Origin of the sequence: Pantoea cypripedii (genome assembly GCF_011395035.1) — a bacterium.
Classification (GTDB): domain Bacteria; phylum Pseudomonadota; class Gammaproteobacteria; order Enterobacterales; family Enterobacteriaceae; genus Pantoea; species Pantoea cypripedii_A.
On the sequence record NZ_CP024768.1, the window covers coordinates 3,248,786 to 3,266,842 of the forward strand.

20 protein-coding genes are annotated in these 18,057 nt (G+C 53.8%); 6 read left to right on the forward strand and 14 right to left on the reverse strand.

Features of this window, described 5'->3' with window-relative positions; all coding sequences use genetic code 11:
* Positions 1–16 precede the first annotated feature (16 nt).
* Together CUN67_RS15145 and CUN67_RS15150 are read left to right on the forward strand one after the other, a co-directional pair.
* Complete coding sequence (locus CUN67_RS15145) at positions 17–856, forward strand: MurR/RpiR family transcriptional regulator (RefSeq protein WP_208716111.1); 840 nt, start codon at positions 17–19, stop codon at positions 854–856.
* Between the two features lie 138 nt (positions 857–994).
* Positions 995–1,243 carry a YfhL family 4Fe-4S dicluster ferredoxin gene (locus CUN67_RS15150; RefSeq protein WP_084876346.1) on the forward strand — a complete coding sequence of 83 codons (249 nt, stop codon included), beginning with the start codon at positions 995–997 and terminating at the stop codon, positions 1,241–1,243.
* On the opposite strand, the gene acpS is transcribed toward CUN67_RS15150, so the two are convergent.
* The 11 genes from acpS to rpoE form a co-directional block, all read right to left on the reverse strand.
* Positions 1,240–1,620: a holo-ACP synthase gene (acpS, locus tag CUN67_RS15155; RefSeq protein ID WP_208716112.1), complete on the reverse strand. Its 381-nt coding sequence runs from the start codon at positions 1,618–1,620 to the stop codon at positions 1,240–1,242. The genes CUN67_RS15150 and acpS overlap by 4 nt on opposite strands.
* Positions 1,620–2,351 (reverse strand): pyridoxine 5'-phosphate synthase, encoded by a 732-nt coding sequence (pdxJ, locus tag CUN67_RS15160; RefSeq protein ID WP_208716113.1) that lies wholly within the window; start codon positions 2,349–2,351, stop codon positions 1,620–1,622. Before pdxJ ends, acpS begins: the two co-directional genes overlap by 1 nt.
* Before the next feature lie 59 nt (positions 2,352–2,410).
* Entirely contained in the window at positions 2,411–3,139 is a 729-nt protein-coding gene (recO, locus tag CUN67_RS15165; protein ID WP_208716114.1) for a DNA repair protein RecO, read from the reverse strand.
* 3 nt (positions 3,140–3,142) lie between these two features.
* A complete protein-coding gene (gene era / locus CUN67_RS15170; protein ID WP_084876350.1) occupies positions 3,143–4,048 on the reverse strand; it encodes a GTPase Era in 906 nt (301 codons plus the stop codon).
* A 45-nt stretch (positions 4,049–4,093) separates the two neighbouring features.
* A complete protein-coding gene (gene rnc, locus CUN67_RS15175) occupies positions 4,094–4,774 on the reverse strand; it encodes a ribonuclease III (protein WP_208716115.1) in 681 nt (226 codons plus the stop codon).
* Between the two features lie 130 nt (positions 4,775–4,904).
* Positions 4,905–5,876: a signal peptidase I gene (lepB, locus tag CUN67_RS15180; protein WP_208716116.1), complete on the reverse strand. Its 972-nt coding sequence runs from the start codon at positions 5,874–5,876 to the stop codon at positions 4,905–4,907.
* Positions 5,877–5,885: 9 nt separating this feature from the next.
* A complete protein-coding gene (lepA, locus tag CUN67_RS15185; protein WP_084876353.1) occupies positions 5,886–7,685 on the reverse strand; it encodes a translation elongation factor 4 in 1,800 nt (599 codons plus the stop codon).
* Between the two features lie 217 nt (positions 7,686–7,902).
* Positions 7,903–8,367, reverse strand: a complete 465-nt coding sequence (gene rseC / locus CUN67_RS15190) for a SoxR-reducing system protein RseC (protein WP_208716117.1) — start codon at positions 8,365–8,367, stop codon at positions 7,903–7,905.
* Positions 8,364–9,320, reverse strand: a complete 957-nt coding sequence (rseB, locus tag CUN67_RS15195; RefSeq protein WP_208716119.1) for a sigma-E factor regulatory protein RseB — start codon at positions 9,318–9,320, stop codon at positions 8,364–8,366. Before rseB ends, rseC begins: the two co-directional genes overlap by 4 nt.
* The gene (gene rseA, locus CUN67_RS15200; protein ID WP_208716121.1) at positions 9,320–9,976 is read right to left on the reverse strand and encodes an anti-sigma-E factor RseA; all 657 of its coding nucleotides are present in this window, start codon (positions 9,974–9,976) and stop codon (positions 9,320–9,322) included. Before rseA ends, rseB begins: the two co-directional genes overlap by 1 nt.
* A gap of 27 nt (positions 9,977–10,003) precedes the next feature.
* Entirely contained in the window at positions 10,004–10,582 is a 579-nt protein-coding gene (gene rpoE / locus CUN67_RS15205; RefSeq protein ID WP_010617748.1) for an RNA polymerase sigma factor RpoE, read from the reverse strand.
* Positions 10,583–11,026: 444 nt separating this feature from the next.
* Here rpoE and nadB point away from each other — a divergent pair, with 444 nt between their 5' ends.
* Positions 11,027–12,646 carry an L-aspartate oxidase gene (gene nadB, locus CUN67_RS15210; RefSeq protein WP_208717232.1) on the forward strand — a complete coding sequence of 540 codons (1,620 nt, stop codon included), beginning with the start codon at positions 11,027–11,029 and terminating at the stop codon, positions 12,644–12,646.
* On the opposite strand, the gene trmN is transcribed toward nadB, so the two are convergent.
* The gene (gene trmN, locus CUN67_RS15215) at positions 12,631–13,380 is read right to left on the reverse strand and encodes a tRNA(1)(Val) (adenine(37)-N(6))-methyltransferase TrmN (RefSeq protein WP_208716123.1); all 750 of its coding nucleotides are present in this window, start codon (positions 13,378–13,380) and stop codon (positions 12,631–12,633) included. The two genes, nadB and trmN, sit on opposite strands and share 16 nt — an antisense overlap.
* Before the next feature lie 157 nt (positions 13,381–13,537).
* On the opposite strand from trmN, the gene srmB reads away from it, so the two are divergent.
* Entirely contained in the window at positions 13,538–14,866 is a 1,329-nt protein-coding gene (srmB, locus tag CUN67_RS15220) for an ATP-dependent RNA helicase SrmB (protein ID WP_208716125.1), read from the forward strand.
* A gap of 196 nt (positions 14,867–15,062) precedes the next feature.
* Here the strand turns inward: srmB and grcA are convergent, their stop codons facing one another.
* Positions 15,063–15,446 carry an autonomous glycyl radical cofactor GrcA gene (grcA, locus tag CUN67_RS15225; RefSeq protein WP_208716127.1) on the reverse strand — a complete coding sequence of 128 codons (384 nt, stop codon included), beginning with the start codon at positions 15,444–15,446 and terminating at the stop codon, positions 15,063–15,065.
* A gap of 265 nt (positions 15,447–15,711) precedes the next feature.
* Between grcA and ung the strand changes: the two genes are divergently transcribed.
* Positions 15,712–16,389, forward strand: coding sequence for a uracil-DNA glycosylase (gene ung, locus CUN67_RS15230; RefSeq protein WP_208717233.1), 678 nt, complete (start codon positions 15,712–15,714; stop codon positions 16,387–16,389).
* Between the two features lie 45 nt (positions 16,390–16,434).
* Here the strand turns inward: ung and grpE are convergent, their stop codons facing one another.
* Positions 16,435–17,013, reverse strand: coding sequence for a nucleotide exchange factor GrpE (grpE, locus tag CUN67_RS15235; protein ID WP_208716129.1), 579 nt, complete (start codon positions 17,011–17,013; stop codon positions 16,435–16,437).
* Positions 17,014–17,136: 123 nt separating this feature from the next.
* Between grpE and nadK the strand changes: the two genes are divergently transcribed.
* Positions 17,137–18,015: an NAD(+) kinase gene (gene nadK / locus CUN67_RS15240; RefSeq protein WP_208716131.1), complete on the forward strand. Its 879-nt coding sequence runs from the start codon at positions 17,137–17,139 to the stop codon at positions 18,013–18,015.
* Positions 18,016–18,057 lie beyond the last annotated feature (42 nt).

Consider the following 18,057-nt stretch of genomic DNA (forward strand, 5'->3'; position numbering starts at 1 on the left):
GAATTAAGGATCGGAAATGAGTTCATTGCTGCGGATTCGTCAGCTTTATCCGCGTCTGGCGCTCAACGAGCGACGTCTGGCGGATTTTTTGTTGTCACAACCGGACCGGGCACGGCATTTGAGCTCGCAAAAACTGGCGGAAGAATCAGGTGTCAGTCAGTCCAGCGTGGTCAAGTTCGCCCAGAAACTGGGCTATAGAGGGTTCCCGGCCTTGAAGTTAGCACTGAGCGAATCATTGGCCGACCGTGATGCCATTACCGTTCATAACCATATTCTTAGCGATGACCCGCTAAAAGTCGTGGGTGAAAAACTGCTGGCTGAGAAGATTTCGGCCATCCGCGCCACGCTGGATATCAATAGCGAAGAGATGCTGCTGGAAACGTTACAGTTGCTGAAAAATGCCAACCGTATCCTGCTGGTCGGCATTGGCGCATCGGGCCTGGTGGCAAAAGATTTTTCGTGGAAACTGATGAAGATCGGCATCAACGCCGTCGCCGAGCAGGATATGCACGCGTTGCTTGCCAGCGTACAGGCCATGACAGCGGGCGATGTGCTGCTGGCCATTTCCTATACCGGTGAACGACGCGAAATCAATCTTGCCGCCCAGGAGGCTGCGCAGACCGGAGCCGACGTGCTGGCGTTTACCGGGTTCACCCCCAATACGTTGCAGCAGTGCGCCACGCATTGTCTCTACACTGTCGCCGAGGAACAAAGCACCCGCAGTGCCGCGATCTCCTCTACCAGTGCTCAGTTGGCCCTGACGGACCTGCTGTTTATGGCGCTGGTGCAGAATGACCCTGAGCGCGCCTCCAGCCACATTCGCCACAGTGAAGCGCTGGTGAGAAAGCTGGTGTAACGGGAAAGGTCGCAGGATGCTATCTTGCGCTAGCGCAAATGATGCGGAGAAAAACCAACCGCTCAGATTGGGGTGCAGGCCGGAGTATGCTAAGGTGCGCGCCTTGACTGAATCCTTTTCACCAGATAGCTTGCGACCATGGCTTTACTGATTACCCAGCGCTGTATCAACTGCGACATGTGCGAACCGGAGTGCCCGAACCAGGCGATCAGCCTCGGTGACGCCATCTACCAGATTGACAGCGCTCGTTGCACCGAATGTGTCGGCCATTATGATGTGCCAACCTGCCTGAGTGTATGCCCCATCGATAACACCATCATTCCTGACCCACAGCACCCCGAAAGTCGCGAGGCGCTGTGGGAGAAATTTGTGGTGCTGCATCACTAGCTTTCAATGATCACCGTGGCACAGGCGTAGTGACGTTCATCGGCCAGTGTGACATGAACATGCTGTACGCCAAGCTGCCGGGCAATGTCCGCCGCATGCTGGAAGAAACGTAAGCCTGGTTTACCCAGCGCGTCGTTGTAAACTTCAAACTGATTAAATGCCAGACCGCCGCGAATACCGGTGCCAAAGGCTTTTGCCGCCGCTTCTTTCACCGCAAAACGCTTAGCCAGAAAACGCACCGGCTGCTGGTGCGTCTGGTATTGCTGCCACTCGGCTTCGCTCAGCACCCGCTGCGCCAAACGATCCCCGGAGCGCTCAATAACACCCGCGATGCGCTCAATCTCAACGATATCGGTGCCCAGCCCGAGTATGGCCATTAACGGCGCGCTTCCCGCATCAGCTGTTTCATCTCTTTCACCGCGTCAGCCAGACCACTCATCACTGCGCGACCAATAATTGCATGGCCGATATTCAGTTCATGCATTTCCGGTAAAGCCGCAATCGGCAGTACGTTGTGGTAGGTCAGTCCGTGGCCCGCATTCACCTTCAGGCCGAGGCTGGCGGCAAAGGTGGCGGCGATACGAATGCGTTCCAGCTCGGCATCACGTGCCAGCCCTTCAGGCGCTTCCGCATAGGAACCGGTGTGGATTTCAATGTAAGGCGCACCGCTGGCGACTGCCGCCTCAATCTGACGGTGGTCGGCATCAATAAATAACGAGACCAGAATGCCCGCCTCGCTCAGTTGCCTTACCGCAGCATTGATTTTGTCCTGCTGGCCCGCCACGTCGAGACCGCCTTCGGTGGTCACTTCCTGACGCTTTTCCGGCACCAGGCAGCAGAAATGCGGTTTGATATCGCAGGCAATGCCAACCATCTCATCAGTCACCGCCATTTCCAGGTTCATACGTGTCTGAATGGTGTCTCGCAGAATACGCACATCACGGTCAGTAATATGACGACGGTCTTCACGCAGGTGCACGGTGATACCATCCGCCCCTGCCTGTTCGGAGATAAATGCCGCCTGCACCGGATCGGGATAATTGGTGCCACGCGCGTTACGTACGGTGGCGATGTGGTCAATGTTGACCCCTAACAGCAACTCAGCCATGACAATCCTTAAATGTGTTTAGTGTGTTGAGAGTGTACCGCGCGACACCTGGACTGGCATCATTCGCTCGCCGCATCCGGCTTCTTTTTCGGCACAAACTGACGAAAGAGTTCCTGACTTTTGAGCGGTTTGCCGCCCAGGTAAGGCTTCAGCGCCATGCGGGTAAAACGCTTGGCAGCACGCAGGCTATCTGCATCAGGAAAGTCCCGCGCCCATAGCGCCCGCAACTGGCGACCGGTAAAGCTGCGCTGGTTCACTACCAGGCTGGCAATGAAACCTTTCTCTTCGCGATAGCTGTAGGTCATGCCGTCATCCACTTCTTCGCCACTGCCTGCGCAGTGCAGGAAATCGACCCCGTATCCCAGGTGACCCAGCAGCGCCAGCTCAAAGCGACGCAACGACGGTTCCGGCGTGCCGCTGGCAGCCGCCAGTGACTGGATACAATTCAGGTAATCGAAGAATAACTCAGAGAAAGGAATTTCCTGCTCCAGCACGCGCGACAAGAGTTCATTCACGTACAGGCCACAGTAGAGCGTGATACCGCTGAGCGGCAGCGCCAGCGATACCGCTTCGGCACTGCGCAGCGTTTTGACTTCGCCACGCCCGCCCCAGCGCACCAGCAGCGGTGTGAAAGGTTGCAAAGCACCTTTGAGTTGCGAACGGCGCGACCGCGCGCCTTTGGCAAGGACGCGCACGCGCCCTTCGCTTTCGCTAAAGAGATCGAGCAGCAGGCTGGTTTCGCTATAGGGGCGACTATGCAGCACAAAGGCGCGTTGCCAGCCTTCCATCGATTAGAGGTCGTCTACATAACCCAGACTGCGCAGCGCACGTTCGTCGTCTGCCCAGCCAGATTTGACCTTCACCCAGAGTTCGAGGTGCACTTTGGCCTCAAACATCTCTTCCATATCTTTACGCGCTTCAATACCAATGGTTTTGATTTTGGCCCCTTTGTTGCCAATCACCATTTTCTTCTGACCATCGCGCTCAACCAGAATCAGGCCGCTGATATCATAGCCGCCACGTTCGTTAGTCTCGAACTTCTCAATCTCAACGGTAACGGAATAAGGCAGTTCGGCACCGAGGAAACGCATCAGTTTTTCACGGATGATTTCGGAAGCCATAAAGCGCTGGGAGCGGTCAGTGATGTACTCTTCGGGGAAGTGATGTTCCGCCTGCGGCAGACGCTTACGCACGATCGCCGCAATGGTATCCACGTTCTTGCCAAATTCAGCTGAGATCGGCACGATTTCAGCGAAGTTCATCTGCTGGCTGAGGAATTGCAGGTGTGGCAGCAGGATGCTTTTATCCTGGATGTTATCGACTTTGTTAACCGCCAGCACCACCGGCACTTTGCCATCACGCAGCTTGTTCAGCACCATTTCGTCATCCGGCGTCCAGCGCGTGCCATCAACCACGAAAATGACCAATTCAACATCACCGATAGAACTGCTGGCAGCACGGTTCATCAGGCGGTTAATCGCCCGCTTTTCTTCCATATGCAGCCCGGGGGTATCCACATAGATGGCCTGATATGGCCCTTCAGTATGAATGCCCATGATACGGTGACGCGTGGTTTGCGGCTTGCGCGAGGTGATCGACACCTTCTGCCCCAGCAACTGGTTCAGCAAGGTGGATTTGCCGACGTTCGGTCGGCCAACAATCGCGACAAAGCCGCAATAAGTTTCGTGTTCGCTCATTCGAGTCCTGACTTAATCAGCACCGGTCAGGGTGCTGCGATGTGACTATTCGAGGCCGAGTTTAATCAGCGCTTGTTCGGCAGCGGCCTGTTCCGCTTTACGGCGGCTGGAGCCTACGCCCACCACCGGCTCTGCCATGCCACTCACCTGACAGTGAATGGTAAATTCCTGATCGTGGGCTTCACCACGCACCTGCACCACCAGGTAAGACGGTAAGGGCAGATGGCGTCCCTGCAGATATTCCTGCAGGCGTGTTTTCGGATCTTTTTGCTTATCGCCCGGACTGATTTGCTCCAGTCGCGTTTGATACCAGTCGAGAATCAATTTTTCGACGGTTTGAATCGTGCTGTCGAGGAAAATGCCACCAATCAGTGCTTCCACGGTATCAGCCAGAATCGATTCGCGACGAAAACCGCCGCTTTTCAATTCACCCGGACCGAGACGTAAACACTCGCCGAGATCAAACTCCCGTGCCATTTCAGCCAGCGTGTTACCACGTACCAGCGTAGCGCGCATGCGGCTCATATCGCCCTCATCAACACGCGGAAAGCGTTGATAAAGTGCGTTAGCAATCACATAGCTGAGAATTGAATCGCCAAGAAATTCAAGACGCTCGTTATGTTTACTGCTGGCACTGCGGTGAGTCAGCGCCTGTTGCAGTAGTTCCGGATGAGTAAAAGTGTAGCCCAGTTTGCGCTGTAGCTTGTTAATGAGGATGGGGTTCATGCGATTCCAGTTCTTCTGTGCGTCTGTCACTCTGCATACGAAACGGGGCTGAGGTTCCAGCACGTTCCGTTTCGTGTGCACTGGCTCCCCGCAGGGAGCCAACCGTTTTGCCCGCTATGCGGGCCTGTTATCAGTGAATACCGCCGATACGACTCAGTCGCACGCCGGTTGGCCACTGTCCTTCCTGTTTCTCAAAGCTCATCCAGATAGCGACCGCTTTACCGACCAGATTACGCTCGGGTACAAAGCCCCAGTAGCGGCTGTCGGCGCTGTTATCACGGTTATCGCCCATCATGAAGTATTGCCCCTGCGGCACAATCCAGGTGGACTGTGGCTCGCCAGGCTGCTGATAGTACATGCTCGCCTGACTCTGCGCTTCGTTAACCAGCAGGATGTCATGCGTCACGTTGCCCAGCGTCTCTTTACGTGTACCGAGACGCAGGCCACCACGCATGGTTTCGCCCGGCGGTACCTGGAAGAAGCCGTTACCGGTTTCATTACCATCGAAGCCGCTGAAAGTCTGAATAAAGCTACTCGGTTCGATATTGGTGTAGGTAATCGGCAACGCGGTGTCGCATTTGCTCCCCGCACAGCCCGGATTAACCGTCAACGTTTTGCTATAAGGATCGTAGACCACTTTGTCGCCCGGTAAACCGATAACGCGTTTGATGTAATCCATGCTCGGATCTTTCGGGTATTTAAATACCGCGACATCACCACGTTGCGGATGACCGGTTGGGATCAGCGTGGTTTGCGTGATCGGATCTTTCAGCCCATAGGCAAACTTCTCAACGAGAATGAAGTCACCAATCAGCAGGGTTGGCATCATCGAACCAGATGGGATCTGGAACGGCTCATACACGAAAGAGCGCACAATAAACACCACCGCCAGCACCGGAAAAACCGATGCTGCCGTTTCCACCCAGCCAGGCTGCGCGGAGACTTTCGCCAGCGTTTTTCCATCCAGCGTGTTGCCGGCTTGCGCCTGTGCAGCAGCCTGCTTAACACGACGCGCCGGTGCCCATTTAAAACGATCAATACACCAGATAACACCGGTTACCAGGGTGGCGATCGCCAGAATCAGGGCGAACATATTAGCCATTGAGGTTCCTTATTTGCTGTCTTTACCGACATGCAGAATGGCAAGGAATGCTTCCTGCGGCAGCTCAACGTTACCGACCTGCTTCATTCGCTTCTTACCGTCCTTCTGCTTCTGCAACAGTTTTTTCTTACGGCTGACGTCACCGCCATAGCATTTCGCCAGAACGTTTTTACGCAGCTGCTTGACTGTTGAGCGAGCGATAATGTGGTTGCCAATTGCTGCCTGAATCGCGATATCGAACTGCTGTCGTGGGATCAGTTCTTTCATCTTCTCCACCAGATCACGGCCACGATATTGCGAGTTATCACGGTGAGTAATCAGCGCCAGCGCATCGACACGTTCTGAGTTGATCAGCACGTCGACACGCACCATGTCAGAGGCCTGGAAACGTTTGAAGTTATAATCCAGTGAAGCATAGCCGCGTGACGTTGATTTCAGACGGTCAAAGAAGTCGAGGACCACTTCTGCCATCGGGATTTCGTAAGTCAGCGCAACCTGGTTGCCGTGGTAAACCATATTTGTCTGAACACCACGCTTCTCGATGCACAGCGTAATGACGTTGCCCAGATATTCCTGTGGCAGCAGCATATGACACTCGGCGATCGGTTCGCGCAGTTCTTCAATATTATTCAGCGGCGGTAGCTTCGACGGGCTGTCGACATACACCACTTCGCCATCTGTGGTTTCCACTTCGTACACCACGGTCGGTGCGGTGGTGATCAGATCGAGATCGTATTCACGCTCCAGACGTTCCTGGATGATCTCCATATGCAGCAGGCCAAGGAAGCCACAGCGGAAGCCGAAGCCCAGCGCGGTGGAGCTTTCCGGCTCGTAAAACAGCGATGCATCGTTCAGGCTGAGTTTGCCCAGCGCATCGCGGAAGGCTTCGTAATCGTCAGAGCTGACCGGGAACAGACCGGCGTATACCTGCGGCTTCACTTTTTTGAAGCCCGGCAGCGCTTTATCCGCAGGGTTGCGTTGCAGCGTCAGGGTATCACCCACTGGCGCACCGAGAATGTCTTTAATGGCGCAGACCAGCCAGCCTACCTCACCGCATTTCAGTTCGGTGCGATCGACTTGCTTCGGCGTGAAAATCCCCAGGCGCTCAGCGTTATACACCTGGCCGGTGCTGATCACTTTTACTTTGTCGCCTTTACGCAGCGTACCGTTCTTGATACGAATCAGCGACACCACGCCAAGGTAGTTATCGAACCATGAGTCGATGATCAACGCCTGCAGCGGAGCATCCGGATCGCCCTGCGGCGGCGGAATGTCACGCACCAGACGTTCCAGCACTTCCGGCACACCAACGCCGGTTTTCGCTGAACAGCGCACGGCATCCGTCGCATCGATACCGACGATATCTTCAATCTCTTCCGCCACACGCTCCGGGTCGGCCGCAGGCAGGTCGATCTTGTTCAGTACCGGTACCACTTCCAGATCCATTTCCATTGCGGTGTAGCAGTTCGCCAGCGTTTGTGCTTCAACGCCCTGACCTGCATCGACCACCAGCAACGCCCCTTCACAGGCCGCCAGAGAACGTGATACTTCATAGGAGAAGTCAACGTGTCCGGGGGTATCGATAAAATTGAGCTGGTAAGTTTCACCGTTCAGCGCTTTGTAATCGAGCGTAACACTCTGCGCTTTGATGGTAATGCCGCGCTCACGTTCCAAATCCATTGAATCCAGAACCTGCGCTGCCATCTCACGATCGCTCAGGCCACCACAAATTTGGATCAAACGGTCGGAGAGCGTCGATTTGCCGTGGTCGATATGAGCGATGATGGAGAAATTTCTTATGTGCTTCATTTATATGAATATCTTCACGTAGAACAGCAGTTGAATACTTGAGCACAGACACATTCAGGAAACGGTATTTTACCTGGAACCCTGTCAGCCTCATTAATGACGACGCATATTACACTGTTAACGCCTTGCGTTAAAGAATGGAACAGCGGGGAATCGCAACAGAATTAAGCGGCTAAGCGCGCATAAAAAGGCCGCGATTGACGCGGCCCGGCAAGAATCAGATTTCAGTTTCAACCCGCATGGCATCTGGCGGCAACGCAACATTCAGGATCACCGGCTGAAAAGCCTCACGTTCGCCGACTAACGTCGAGACCCCTTTCGCCACAATAAAGCCCCCTATGCCGCCCAGCAAGGCACCACAGGCGGATGCCAGATCGCTATGAAACAGCATTTGAAACAAGCCAGCGACCAGAAACAGGCCAAACAGTGGTGTCATGTAAACCAGTAACGCAGACCCCAGCAAACTGCTCTCACGGATACCCAGCTCAATACGCTGGCCAGGTTGTAGCGGTTCTTTGCTTTCGATTTGCATTACATGGGCATTTTTCGGCCCCAGCTTATTCAGCATGTGGCTGCCGCAGCCTTTACGTGCCGAGCAACTGTTACAGGAGGTCTTCGCTTCGGTATGTAACGTCGCGACGCCTTCTTTCCATGCCACCACGGTGGCCCATTCTCTCATCATTTTGCTGGTCCCGAATCAATGCTGTCCGCAATACGTTTTGCTGTGGTTGGCGGAATCTCACCCACCACGGTAATCTCGCTATTATTGCGCACTTCGGTCTGCACTGTACGACGCCCAGTGCGCAATGTCTGCGCAACGCTATCTTTATCGGCAGGCGTTACGTTAATCGCGAAACTGAACAAACCATCGCTGTAAAGACGGGATTCAACCGTTTTGTTCAGCGCCGGGATATCCCGACGGCTTTGAGAAATCAGTGTCATCCCCGCAGGTAACCATGTCGGTTGCCAGCTGAGCTGAACTTTATCGCCAACGGGTAAGGATAACGTTGGCGGAAGATTGGCTTTCTCCAGCCCCTGCATCAGATTACGCACGCCTTCATCGACGGCAAAACTGATGACGCGGAACTGCTCCAGCGTTTCACCATCACGATCCAGCAGATCGATACGTAACGGCAGTTTGGTATCGACATCCAGCCACACTACATAGCTATAGCGTGAGCCATCACGAGAGACAATGCGCACCACCTCACACAACTGGTCGGCAATACGTGAACGACCAACTGGAATGAAGTCATAGGCGCTGCTCAGGCGTGAAAAGTCGGCAAACATCAACGGAGGCAGCGCATCGACGATATGGTTGCCGGGCAGCGTGAACGGATCGAGGCCGGGCTCGAAATAGCTGATGTCGTTACCACGCTGAATCACTTCACGTCGCGGACCGTCCATCTGCAAAAGCTGGGCAAAAATCCGGTTACTGATAACCGCATGGCGATAGCGCAGGGATTCGATGCCAAGACGAGAGACATTGATGTAAGCGAATTCGTAATTGAGGGACTGACTTGCCTGCTCCATCTGCTGTAACAACGCCCCGGACGCAGAGGTCTGCGCCGGGGCGGTAGATGTATAAAGCAGGCTGCCTGCCAGCAGGCTAACGGCACACCAAAGCTGCTTCATTACTGCTGCTGAATTCCTAACGACTGATTACCGGGAACATTAGCCTGTGCCTGTTGCGGATCGTTCTTTTCAAACTGAACCTGGTCGGCATGCAGACGACGTTGCAGCTCATAATCCTGCAGCATAGCGTTGATACGGCGACGCTGTTCCTGCACCTGCTGATTCGAACTATTGGTATCGAATGCATCAGAAGGAACCCCCAGGCTTACCGGGGAAGCTTTGCCCATCATCGGCAGAGTATTGAACACCGGAGAATCGGACGATTCAGTTGCGCTGCTACCCGCAGGCTGATTGTAGTGCTGAACGCCCACAATCACCGCCAGCGATACACAGGCAGCTAAGCCGACCTGCGCCAGTTGCGCTGTCCAGGAGCCTGACTTACGCCAGAACGGCATTTTCTTCCAGCGCGCCGGTTCAGGCTGTGCTTCCGGAATCAGCGACGTCACTTTGCGCACCGGTTCATTTTCGATGGCTGCCGCTACACGCGCGGAGATATCAAAATGCAGCACTTCACCCACATCGCCCCGCAGGGTGTCGCGGATAAGATGGTAGCTTTCCCAGCTTTTTTGCAGATTTGCATCCCTGGATAACGACGCCAGCAGCTCGTTATCTAAAGTCTCACCATCCATTAAAGCGGAAAGTTTTTCTTTCTGCATGCTTTGGTACCCTTCCAGTAGCCGTTATCACTGACGTTGGATAAGCGGTTGAACTTTATTATCAATAGCCTCTCGCGCACGGAAGATACGAGAACGTACCGTACCGACCGGGCAATCCATGATGGCGGCAATTTCTTCGTAGCTTAATCCGTCCAGCTCTCTGAGGGTAATGGCCATACGTAAATCCTCAGGAAGCGCCTCAATGGTACGAAAGACGATCTGTTTCAGTTCGTCAGACAACATTAAGTTCTCAGGGTTCGAAATTTCTTTTAACGCACCCGCACTTTCGAAGTTTTCCGCGTCGATCGCGTCAACATCACTGGATGGCGGGCGGCGTCCCTGAGCCACCAGATAGTTTTTTGCTGTGTTCACCGCAATGCGGTACAGCCATGTGTAAAACGCGCTGTCGCCACGGAATGATTCCAGTGCGCGATACGCTTTAATGAAAGACTCCTGTACCACATCCGGCACATCGCCCGATGGGACATAACGTGAAACCAGGCTCGCCACTTTATGCTGGTATCGTATCACCAGTAAATTAAAGGACTTTTGATCTCCCTTCTGAACCCGTTCAACAAGAACCTGATCCGTTAACTGCTCGCTCATCCGAGGTAATGTCTCCCCAAACTCTTTAAATACGCGTAAATGAACTGCCAGCACATCTCATTAGTTCTGAGCAAGCATGCGCTTAGAGTCATATTCTGGCCTGAAGTTCATTACGACCTGATAATTTTCCGTATCGGAACCAAGACGCCTTTGTTGTTGATTGTCTTACAGTGTAGCGACTTGCCGCGTGGGCGACCTTTGGTCGGCATCGATAATCGCTGGCAGAGTAACCCATGACGCTACGATTTTCACCTTTATTACCTGAATTTTCAGTATGTTTGGTATAAAAAACACGTAAAGACTATTTTCAGACATAACCTACTGAAATCGCGTCGTTATCACGCAACAGCGGCTGATTTCTCTGCGATACTTGTTCAAAATACTTCACACCGCAGGCATCCGGGCTTATGCTCAGGGGACCTTTTGTTTAGTAAATTAAACATTATGACCTCATTATCCGATTATCAGTGTGATGTACTTATCGTCGGCAGTGGCGCTGCTGGCTTGTCACTGGCGCTGCGTCTGGCACCGCATTATCAGGTCACGGTGCTGAGTAAAGCTCAGGTGAATGAAGGCTCTACGTTCTACGCCCAGGGCGGCATAGCCGCTGTATTTGATGAAACCGACAGCATTGAATCACACGTAGAAGACACCCTGATTGCGGGTGCCGGTTTATGCGACCGCACTACAGTCAGCTTTATCGCCAGCAACGCGCGCAACTGCGTACAATGGCTGATTGATAATGGTGTCGCCTTCGATAAAGAGCCGCAGGGTGATGGTGAAGCACGCTACCATCTGACGCGTGAAGGCGGCCACAGTCACCGCCGCATTCTGCATAGTGCCGATGCCACCGGACGTGCTGTGGAAACCACGCTGGTCAGCCAGGCTCTCAGCCATCCCAATATCCGTATTCTTGAACGCACCAATGCGGTAGACCTGATCTTATCCGATAAAATTGGCCAACCTGGCCCACGTCGTGTGGTCGGAGCCTGGATCTGGAACCGTAATCGCGAGCAGGTAGAAACCTGTCGTGCGCGAGCAGTGATTCTGGCGACCGGCGGAGCCGCGAAAGTCTATCAATACACCACCAACCCGGACGTTGCTTCCGGTGACGGCATCGCAATGGCATGGCGCGCGGGTTGCCGGGTCGCGAATCTGGAGTTCAATCAGTTCCACCCCACCTGTCTGTTCCATCCTCAGGCACAAAACTTCCTGCTGACTGAAGCGCTGCGTGGTGAAGGCGCATGGCTACTGCGCCCGGATGGTACCCGCTTTATGCCTGATTTTGATGAACGCGCCGAACTGGCACCGCGTGATATTGTGGCACGCGCTATCGACCATGAAATGAAGCGTCTTGGTGTGGATTGCATGTATCTCGACATCAGCCATCAGCCGGCCAGCTTTGTTCGCGCCCACTTCCCGATGATTTATGAAAAACTGCTGACCTTCGGCCTGGATCTGACCAAAGAGCCGATTCCGATCGTCCCTGCGGCCCATTACACCTGCGGTGGCGTGATGGTTGACCAACAGGGACGTACCGATGTCGATGGCCTGTATGCCATTGGCGAAGTCAGCTATACAGGCCTGCATGGCGCGAATCGTATGGCGTCAAACTCCCTGCTGGAGTGCCTGGTTTATGGCTGGTCAGCGGCGGAGGATTTAATCCGTCGCCTGCCAGCCATTGAGCAGGTCGAGCATCTGCCTGCCTGGGATGAAAGCCGCGTCGATGATGCCGATGAGCGCGTGGTGATTCAGCATAACTGGCACGAACTGCGGTTGTTTATGTGGGATTACATGGGGATCGTGCGCACCACCAAGCGGCTGGAGCGGGCACTGCGCCGTATCAACCTGCTACAGCAGGAAATTGATGAGTATTACGCGCATTTCCGCCTGTCTAACAATTTGCTGGAACTGCGCAATCTGGTACAGGTTGCGGAGCTGATGGTGCGCTGTGCGCTGGAACGTAAAGAAAGCCGCGGCCTGCATTACACGCCGGACTATCCCGATCTGTTGCCCGAAGCGCTGCCCACGGTGCTGGCACCCGTCCATTACATGAATAGATAGAAATCACGCGTCAGGCTGCACCAGTCTTCCGAGTATTGCGTGTTCTCATCACGTATCGCCAGCCGCTCCATCAATTGTTCCCCTGCACTGGGTGAGAAGCCAAGCAGCACACGATGGGGCGGCCGCTGCGCATACTCGGCAACGTCATAGCGAAAACGCAGATGCCAGCCATCCTGCTGTGCCTGATCAATCATGCCCTGCCCCAGTGATTCGGGCAGCACCACGCAAAAGAAGCCTTCTTCTTCTATTAACTGCGCCGCACAACGCAGTAAAGTCTGGTGATCCAGGCTATCGGTGGCGCGTGCGGCGGCACGTTGTGGCGTCGCACAGGCCACGCCTGGTGCAAAATAAGGGGGGTTACTGACGATAAGGGAGTAGCGTTGTTCACAGGCTTCTGCCCAGTCAGTGATATCCGCATGATGGACCGTCACTCTCGATGACCAGGGCGACGCCTGCACATTCTCCTGAGCCTGCCCGGCCGCATCAGCGTCCAGTTCGACCGCATCAATATGCACTTCGTCTGGCGTACGCTGGGCAACCATCAGGGCAATCAGTCCGCTACCGCTACCGATATCCAGCACGCGCCGCACGCCAGCAACCGGTGCCCACGCACCCAGCAAAATCCCGTCGGTGCCCACTTTCATCGCACAGCGATCGTGGGCAATAAAAAACTGCTTAAAGGTGAAACCATTCTTTTGTAACTGAGGCCGCGGATGCGGCGTCGTATCTGTCATTCTTTGCAACCACTCAACAAATCCTGCCCAATGGCAGAGCTTCAGTGTAACGTGGCTCAGCAGGGAAAACATCTCCTCGCCGAACAACATCGGCACACAAACAGATGAAGATTATGTTTGTTCTGTCTATAATCAGCGCCCCAAACTGAGGTAGACCATGACCGTAACCACATTCTCCGAACTCGAACTCGACGAAAGCCTGCTGGATGCCCTGCAGGAAAAAGGCTTCACGCGCCCGACAGCCATCCAGGCTGAGGCCATCCCTGCCGCACTGGAGGGCCGTGACGTACTGGGTTCAGCACCGACCGGAACGGGGAAAACCGCAGCCTATCTGCTGCCGGCTTTGCAGCACCTGATCGATTTCCCACGAAAAAAATCAGGCCCGCCGCGCATTTTAATTTTAACGCCGACGCGCGAACTGGCGATGCAGGTGGCCGATCACGCGCGTGAACTGGCAAAACATACGCATCTGGATATCGCCACCATCACCGGCGGCGTTGCCTATATGAACCACGCAGAAGTCTTCAGCGAAAACCAGGATATCGTGGTGGCGACCACCGGCCGCCTGTTGCAATACATCAAAGAAGAAAACTTTGACTGCCGCGCCGTTGAAACGCTGATTCTCGATGAAGCCGACCGCATGCTGGACATGGGTTTTGCCCAGGATATCGAAACCATCGCGGGCGAAACGCGCTGGCGTAAACAAACGCTGCTGTTCTCCGCCACACTGGAAGGCGACAGCATCAAAGACTTTGCCGAGCGCCTGCTGAATGACCCGGTGTCGGTTGATTCTGACCCCAGCCAGCGCGAGCGTAAGAAAATCCAGCAATGGTATTACCGTGCTGACGACCTTGAGCACAAGACCAAACTGCTGGTGCATCTGCTGAAGCAACCTGAAGTCACCCGCTCGATTGTGTTTGTGCGAAAGCGCGAGCGTCTGCATGAGCTGGTAACCTGGCTGCATGAAGCCGGAATTCGCTGTAGCTATCTCGAAGGCGAAATGGTGCAGGCCAAGCGTAACGAGGCGCTGAAACGTCTGAACGATGGCCGCGTCAATGTTCTGGTGGCGACTGACGTCGCCGCCCGTGGTATCGACATCGAAGATGTCAGCCATGTCTTCAACTTTGATATGCCACGCACCGCAGATACTTATCTGCACCGCATTGGCCGCACCGCACGTGCTGGCCGCAAAGGGACGGCGTTGTCACTGGTTGAAGCGCATGACCACGTACTGCTGGGCAAAATCAGCCGTTACATTAATGAACCGCTGAAGCCACGTACCATCGATGAGTTGCGTCCGGAAAGCCGCGCACCCAGCGCGAAAGTGACCGGAAAGCCGTCGAAAAAGGTGCTTGCGAAGCGTAAAGAACAGAAAGAGAAAGAAGCCGAAAAGCCGCGTGTGAAAAAACGTCACCGCGATGCTAAAAATATCGGCAAACGCCGCAAGCCAAGCGGTTCCGGCACACCGGATCAAAGTGTGGAATAAATCAACACACTTACCAAAAAATCGCCTCCTGTGAGGCGATTTTTTTATGTTTAACTGCCGAAAATCCTCGTTTAACACCCCTTTTCACTCGGGTGTCTCGAAGCTAAAAGATTAAATACAAAAAGGCCGCGCCGGTGAGCACCGGCACAGCCTGGATTGCTGTGCGTCTTTTCGTCAGTGATGCAAAAAGCCGACGTTACAGGCTTTCAGTGAAAGTACGGGTGATGACATCACGCTGCTGTTCCGGCGTCAGCGCATTAAAACGCACTGCATAACCTGATACGCGGATGGTCAGCTGCGGATATTTTTCCGGGTGTTTCACCGCATCTTCCAGCGTTTCACGACGCAGAACGTTAACGTTCAGATGCTGTCCACCCTCGATACGTACTTGCGGTTTCTGCTCCACCGGGATTTCACGGTAAGCAATTTCACCCAGATCGCTGATGGCAACCACCTGATCTTCAGCAAAATTACCTTTTGCACACAGGCAACGTGCTTCAGATTTCTCATCGTCCAGCAGCCAGAAAGAATTGAGCAGCTGCGGATTGTTGGTTTTAGTAATTTGAATACCGGTAATCATACATGGCCTCCAGGTCCAGGCGCTGCCACGGTTGAACAGCGCGGTTTTCGAAAATCTTTGATGCTCAGGTATATCACCGCCTGAAAACAGCCGTTTTGACCTGCATCAATTTTGACCGGTCACCCCGGAGCCAGCAAAAACTAAAAACTTGTTTTATAACAGTTTTACCATTTAAATTTTTTTGTAAATTATCAAATTATTTTGACCTTCTGCTCCCCGCCTGGACGCGTTAAGCTAGGCGCAATTTTTTGGCAGGGAGTCAATGATGACCGAGAAGCTGACCTGGCACGATGTGCTGGCTGAAGAGAAAGAGAAACCTTACTTTGTTGAGACCCTGAAGGCGGTCGCCAGTGAGCGAGCTGCGGGCAAAACGGTCTATCCACCGCAAAAAGATGTGTTCAATGCTTTTCGTCTGACCGAGTTAGGGGATATCAAGGTCGTGATATTGGGCCAGGACCCGTATCACGGCCCCAATCAGGCTCACGGACTGGCTTTTTCCGTACTGCCGGGCGTGGGTATTCCCCCCTCGCTGCTGAATATGTACAAAGAACTGGAGCAGGATATTCCCGGATTTGTGCGCCCGCAGCATGGCTTTCTGGAGAGCTGGGCAAAACAAGGCGTGATGTTGCTGAACACCGTTCTGACAGTAGAAGCAGGCCAGGCACATTCACATGCCCGGTTTGGCTGGGAAACCTTCACTGACAATGTGATCAGCGCCATTAACCAGCATCGCGAAGGGGTGATTTTTCTACTGTGGGGTTCTCATGCGCAGAAGAAAGGCAACATCATCGATCGCCAGCGCCACCATGTTCTGAAAGCTCCGCACCCTTCACCGCTTTCCGCCCATCGTGGTTTTTTTGGCAGTCATCACTTTTCGCAGGCAAACGCCTTACTGAGCCAGGCAGGCAAGCCCGTTATCGACTGGATGCCTGTGCTGCCCTGAAACGCAAACGGCCGCATCCGCGGCCGTTTGTGATTGAGCAGCAAATTAGCTTTTTGCTTTTGCCACTGCAACCATCGCCGGACGCAACAAGCGACCATTGAGCGTATAACCACGCTGCATCACCATCATGACGTGGTTAGGTGCCACTTCTTCGGATTCCATCATCGACATCGCCTGATGCACATCCGGGTTGAAAGGCACATTGGTCTCACCAACCACTTCCACGCCGAATTTACGCACCGCACCCAGCAGTGACTTCAACGTCAGCTCGATGCCTTCAATCATCGATGCCAGTTCAGAATTTTCTTTGTCCGCCACTTCCAGCGCGCGTTCCAGACTATCAATGACTGGCAGCAGCTCGTTGGCAAATTTTTCCAGCGCAAATTTGTGCGCTTTTTCCACATCCATTTCAGTACGACGACGGATGTTTTCGATTTCCGCCTGCGCACGCAGTTGTGCTTCACGCACACCGGACTGCGACTGAGCTAATTCAGCTTCCAGTTGCGCGATGCGTTCATCACGCGGATCCACCTCAGTTGCCGTCTCTGCGTCCACGTGCTGTTGATCCTGTTGAATTTCGTCTGAGACTTGCTCGTTTGGGGTGTTCTGTTCTTTACTACTCATGAATTTCTCCGCGTTTTGCACATTCATCTCGCTGGTTCGCTTATTATGGGGATCAGTTTGACGGTTTCAAGGGAACCCATCACATTGCCTGGCCGTTTTGGCTTATGAGGAACACGAGCGCAAATGAACAAACACTTTAACTGCATTGGGATCGTTGGTCATCCACGTCATCCTACTGCGTTAACCACCCATGAAATGCTGTGGCGCTGGCTGACAGCAAAAGGCTATGAGGTGATTGTTGAGCAGCAAATTGCGCGCGAACTGGCACTGAAAAATGTGCAAACCGGCACACTGGCGGAAATCGGCCAGCAGGCCGATTTGGCTGTCGTGGTCGGTGGCGACGGCAATATGCTCGGGGCCGCGCGCGTGCTGGCCCGTTACGATATCAAAGTGATTGGCATCAACCGCGGAAATCTGGGATTTCTGACCGATCTCGATCCGGACAACGCCCAGCAACAACTGGATGATGTGCTGCAGGGCGACTATTTCGTCGAAAGCCGCTTTTTACTGGAAGCGCAGGTGTGCAAAGAAGATTGCTCACCGCGCATTGGCAGCGCCATTAATGAAGTGGTACTGCATCCAGGCAAAGTAGCGCATATGATTGAATTTGAAGTCTATATCGACGAAGTATTTGCCTTCTCGCAACGCTCCGATGGCCTGATTATCTCCACCCCGACGGGTTCAACCGCTTATTCACTCTCCGCCGGAGGCCCGATTCTGACACCTTCGCTGGAAGCCATCGCCCTGGTACCGATGTTCCCGCATACCCTGTCGGCACGTCCGCTGGTGATCAACAGCAGCAGTACCATTCGCCTGCGTTTCTCCTCGCGGCGTAGCGATCTGGAGATCAGCTGCGATAGCCAGATTGCGTTACCGATCCAGGAGGGTGAAGATGTGTTGATTCGCCGCAGCGCCAATCACCTCAATCTGATCCATCCTAAAAATTACAATTACTTTAATACGTTAAGTTCAAAACTGGGCTGGTCAAAAAAATTGTTCTGAACCACTTTACTGGATAAAAAACCAGTTTATACTGTATGAAAA

Excerpts from the sequence above, each read along its gene's own strand:
- CUN67_RS15145 (WP_208716111.1), top strand. The coding sequence starts at position 17 with ATGAGTTCATTGCTGCGGATTCGTCAGCTTTATCCGCGTCTGGCGCTC.
- CUN67_RS15150 (WP_084876346.1), top strand. The coding sequence starts at position 995 with ATGGCTTTACTGATTACCCAGCGCTGTATCAACTGCGACATGTGCGAA.
- acpS (WP_208716112.1), bottom strand. The coding sequence starts at position 1,620 with ATGGCCATACTCGGGCTGGGCACCGATATCGTTGAGATTGAGCGCATC.
- pdxJ (WP_208716113.1), bottom strand. The coding sequence starts at position 2,351 with ATGGCTGAGTTGCTGTTAGGGGTCAACATTGACCACATCGCCACCGTA.
- recO (WP_208716114.1), bottom strand. The coding sequence starts at position 3,139 with ATGGAAGGCTGGCAACGCGCCTTTGTGCTGCATAGTCGCCCCTATAGC.
- era (WP_084876350.1), bottom strand. The coding sequence starts at position 4,048 with ATGAGCGAACACGAAACTTATTGCGGCTTTGTCGCGATTGTTGGCCGA.
- rnc (WP_208716115.1), bottom strand. The coding sequence starts at position 4,774 with ATGAACCCCATCCTCATTAACAAGCTACAGCGCAAACTGGGCTACACT.
- lepB (WP_208716116.1), bottom strand. The coding sequence starts at position 5,876 with ATGGCTAATATGTTCGCCCTGATTCTGGCGATCGCCACCCTGGTAACC.
- lepA (WP_084876353.1), bottom strand. The coding sequence starts at position 7,685 with ATGAAGCACATAAGAAATTTCTCCATCATCGCTCATATCGACCACGGC.
- rseC (WP_208716117.1), bottom strand. The coding sequence starts at position 8,367 with ATGATGAGAGAATGGGCCACCGTGGTGGCATGGAAAGAAGGCGTCGCG.
- rseB (WP_208716119.1), bottom strand. The coding sequence starts at position 9,320 with ATGAAGCAGCTTTGGTGTGCCGTTAGCCTGCTGGCAGGCAGCCTGCTT.
- rseA (WP_208716121.1), bottom strand. The coding sequence starts at position 9,976 with ATGCAGAAAGAAAAACTTTCCGCTTTAATGGATGGTGAGACTTTAGAT.
- rpoE (WP_010617748.1), bottom strand. The coding sequence starts at position 10,582 with ATGAGCGAGCAGTTAACGGATCAGGTTCTTGTTGAACGGGTTCAGAAG.
- nadB (WP_208717232.1), top strand. The coding sequence starts at position 11,027 with ATGACCTCATTATCCGATTATCAGTGTGATGTACTTATCGTCGGCAGT.
- trmN (WP_208716123.1), bottom strand. The coding sequence starts at position 13,380 with ATGACAGATACGACGCCGCATCCGCGGCCTCAGTTACAAAAGAATGGT.
- srmB (WP_208716125.1), top strand. The coding sequence starts at position 13,538 with ATGACCGTAACCACATTCTCCGAACTCGAACTCGACGAAAGCCTGCTG.
- grcA (WP_208716127.1), bottom strand. The coding sequence starts at position 15,446 with ATGATTACCGGTATTCAAATTACTAAAACCAACAATCCGCAGCTGCTC.
- ung (WP_208717233.1), top strand. The coding sequence starts at position 15,712 with ATGACCGAGAAGCTGACCTGGCACGATGTGCTGGCTGAAGAGAAAGAG.
- grpE (WP_208716129.1), bottom strand. The coding sequence starts at position 17,013 with ATGAGTAGTAAAGAACAGAACACCCCAAACGAGCAAGTCTCAGACGAA.
- nadK (WP_208716131.1), top strand. The coding sequence starts at position 17,137 with ATGAACAAACACTTTAACTGCATTGGGATCGTTGGTCATCCACGTCAT.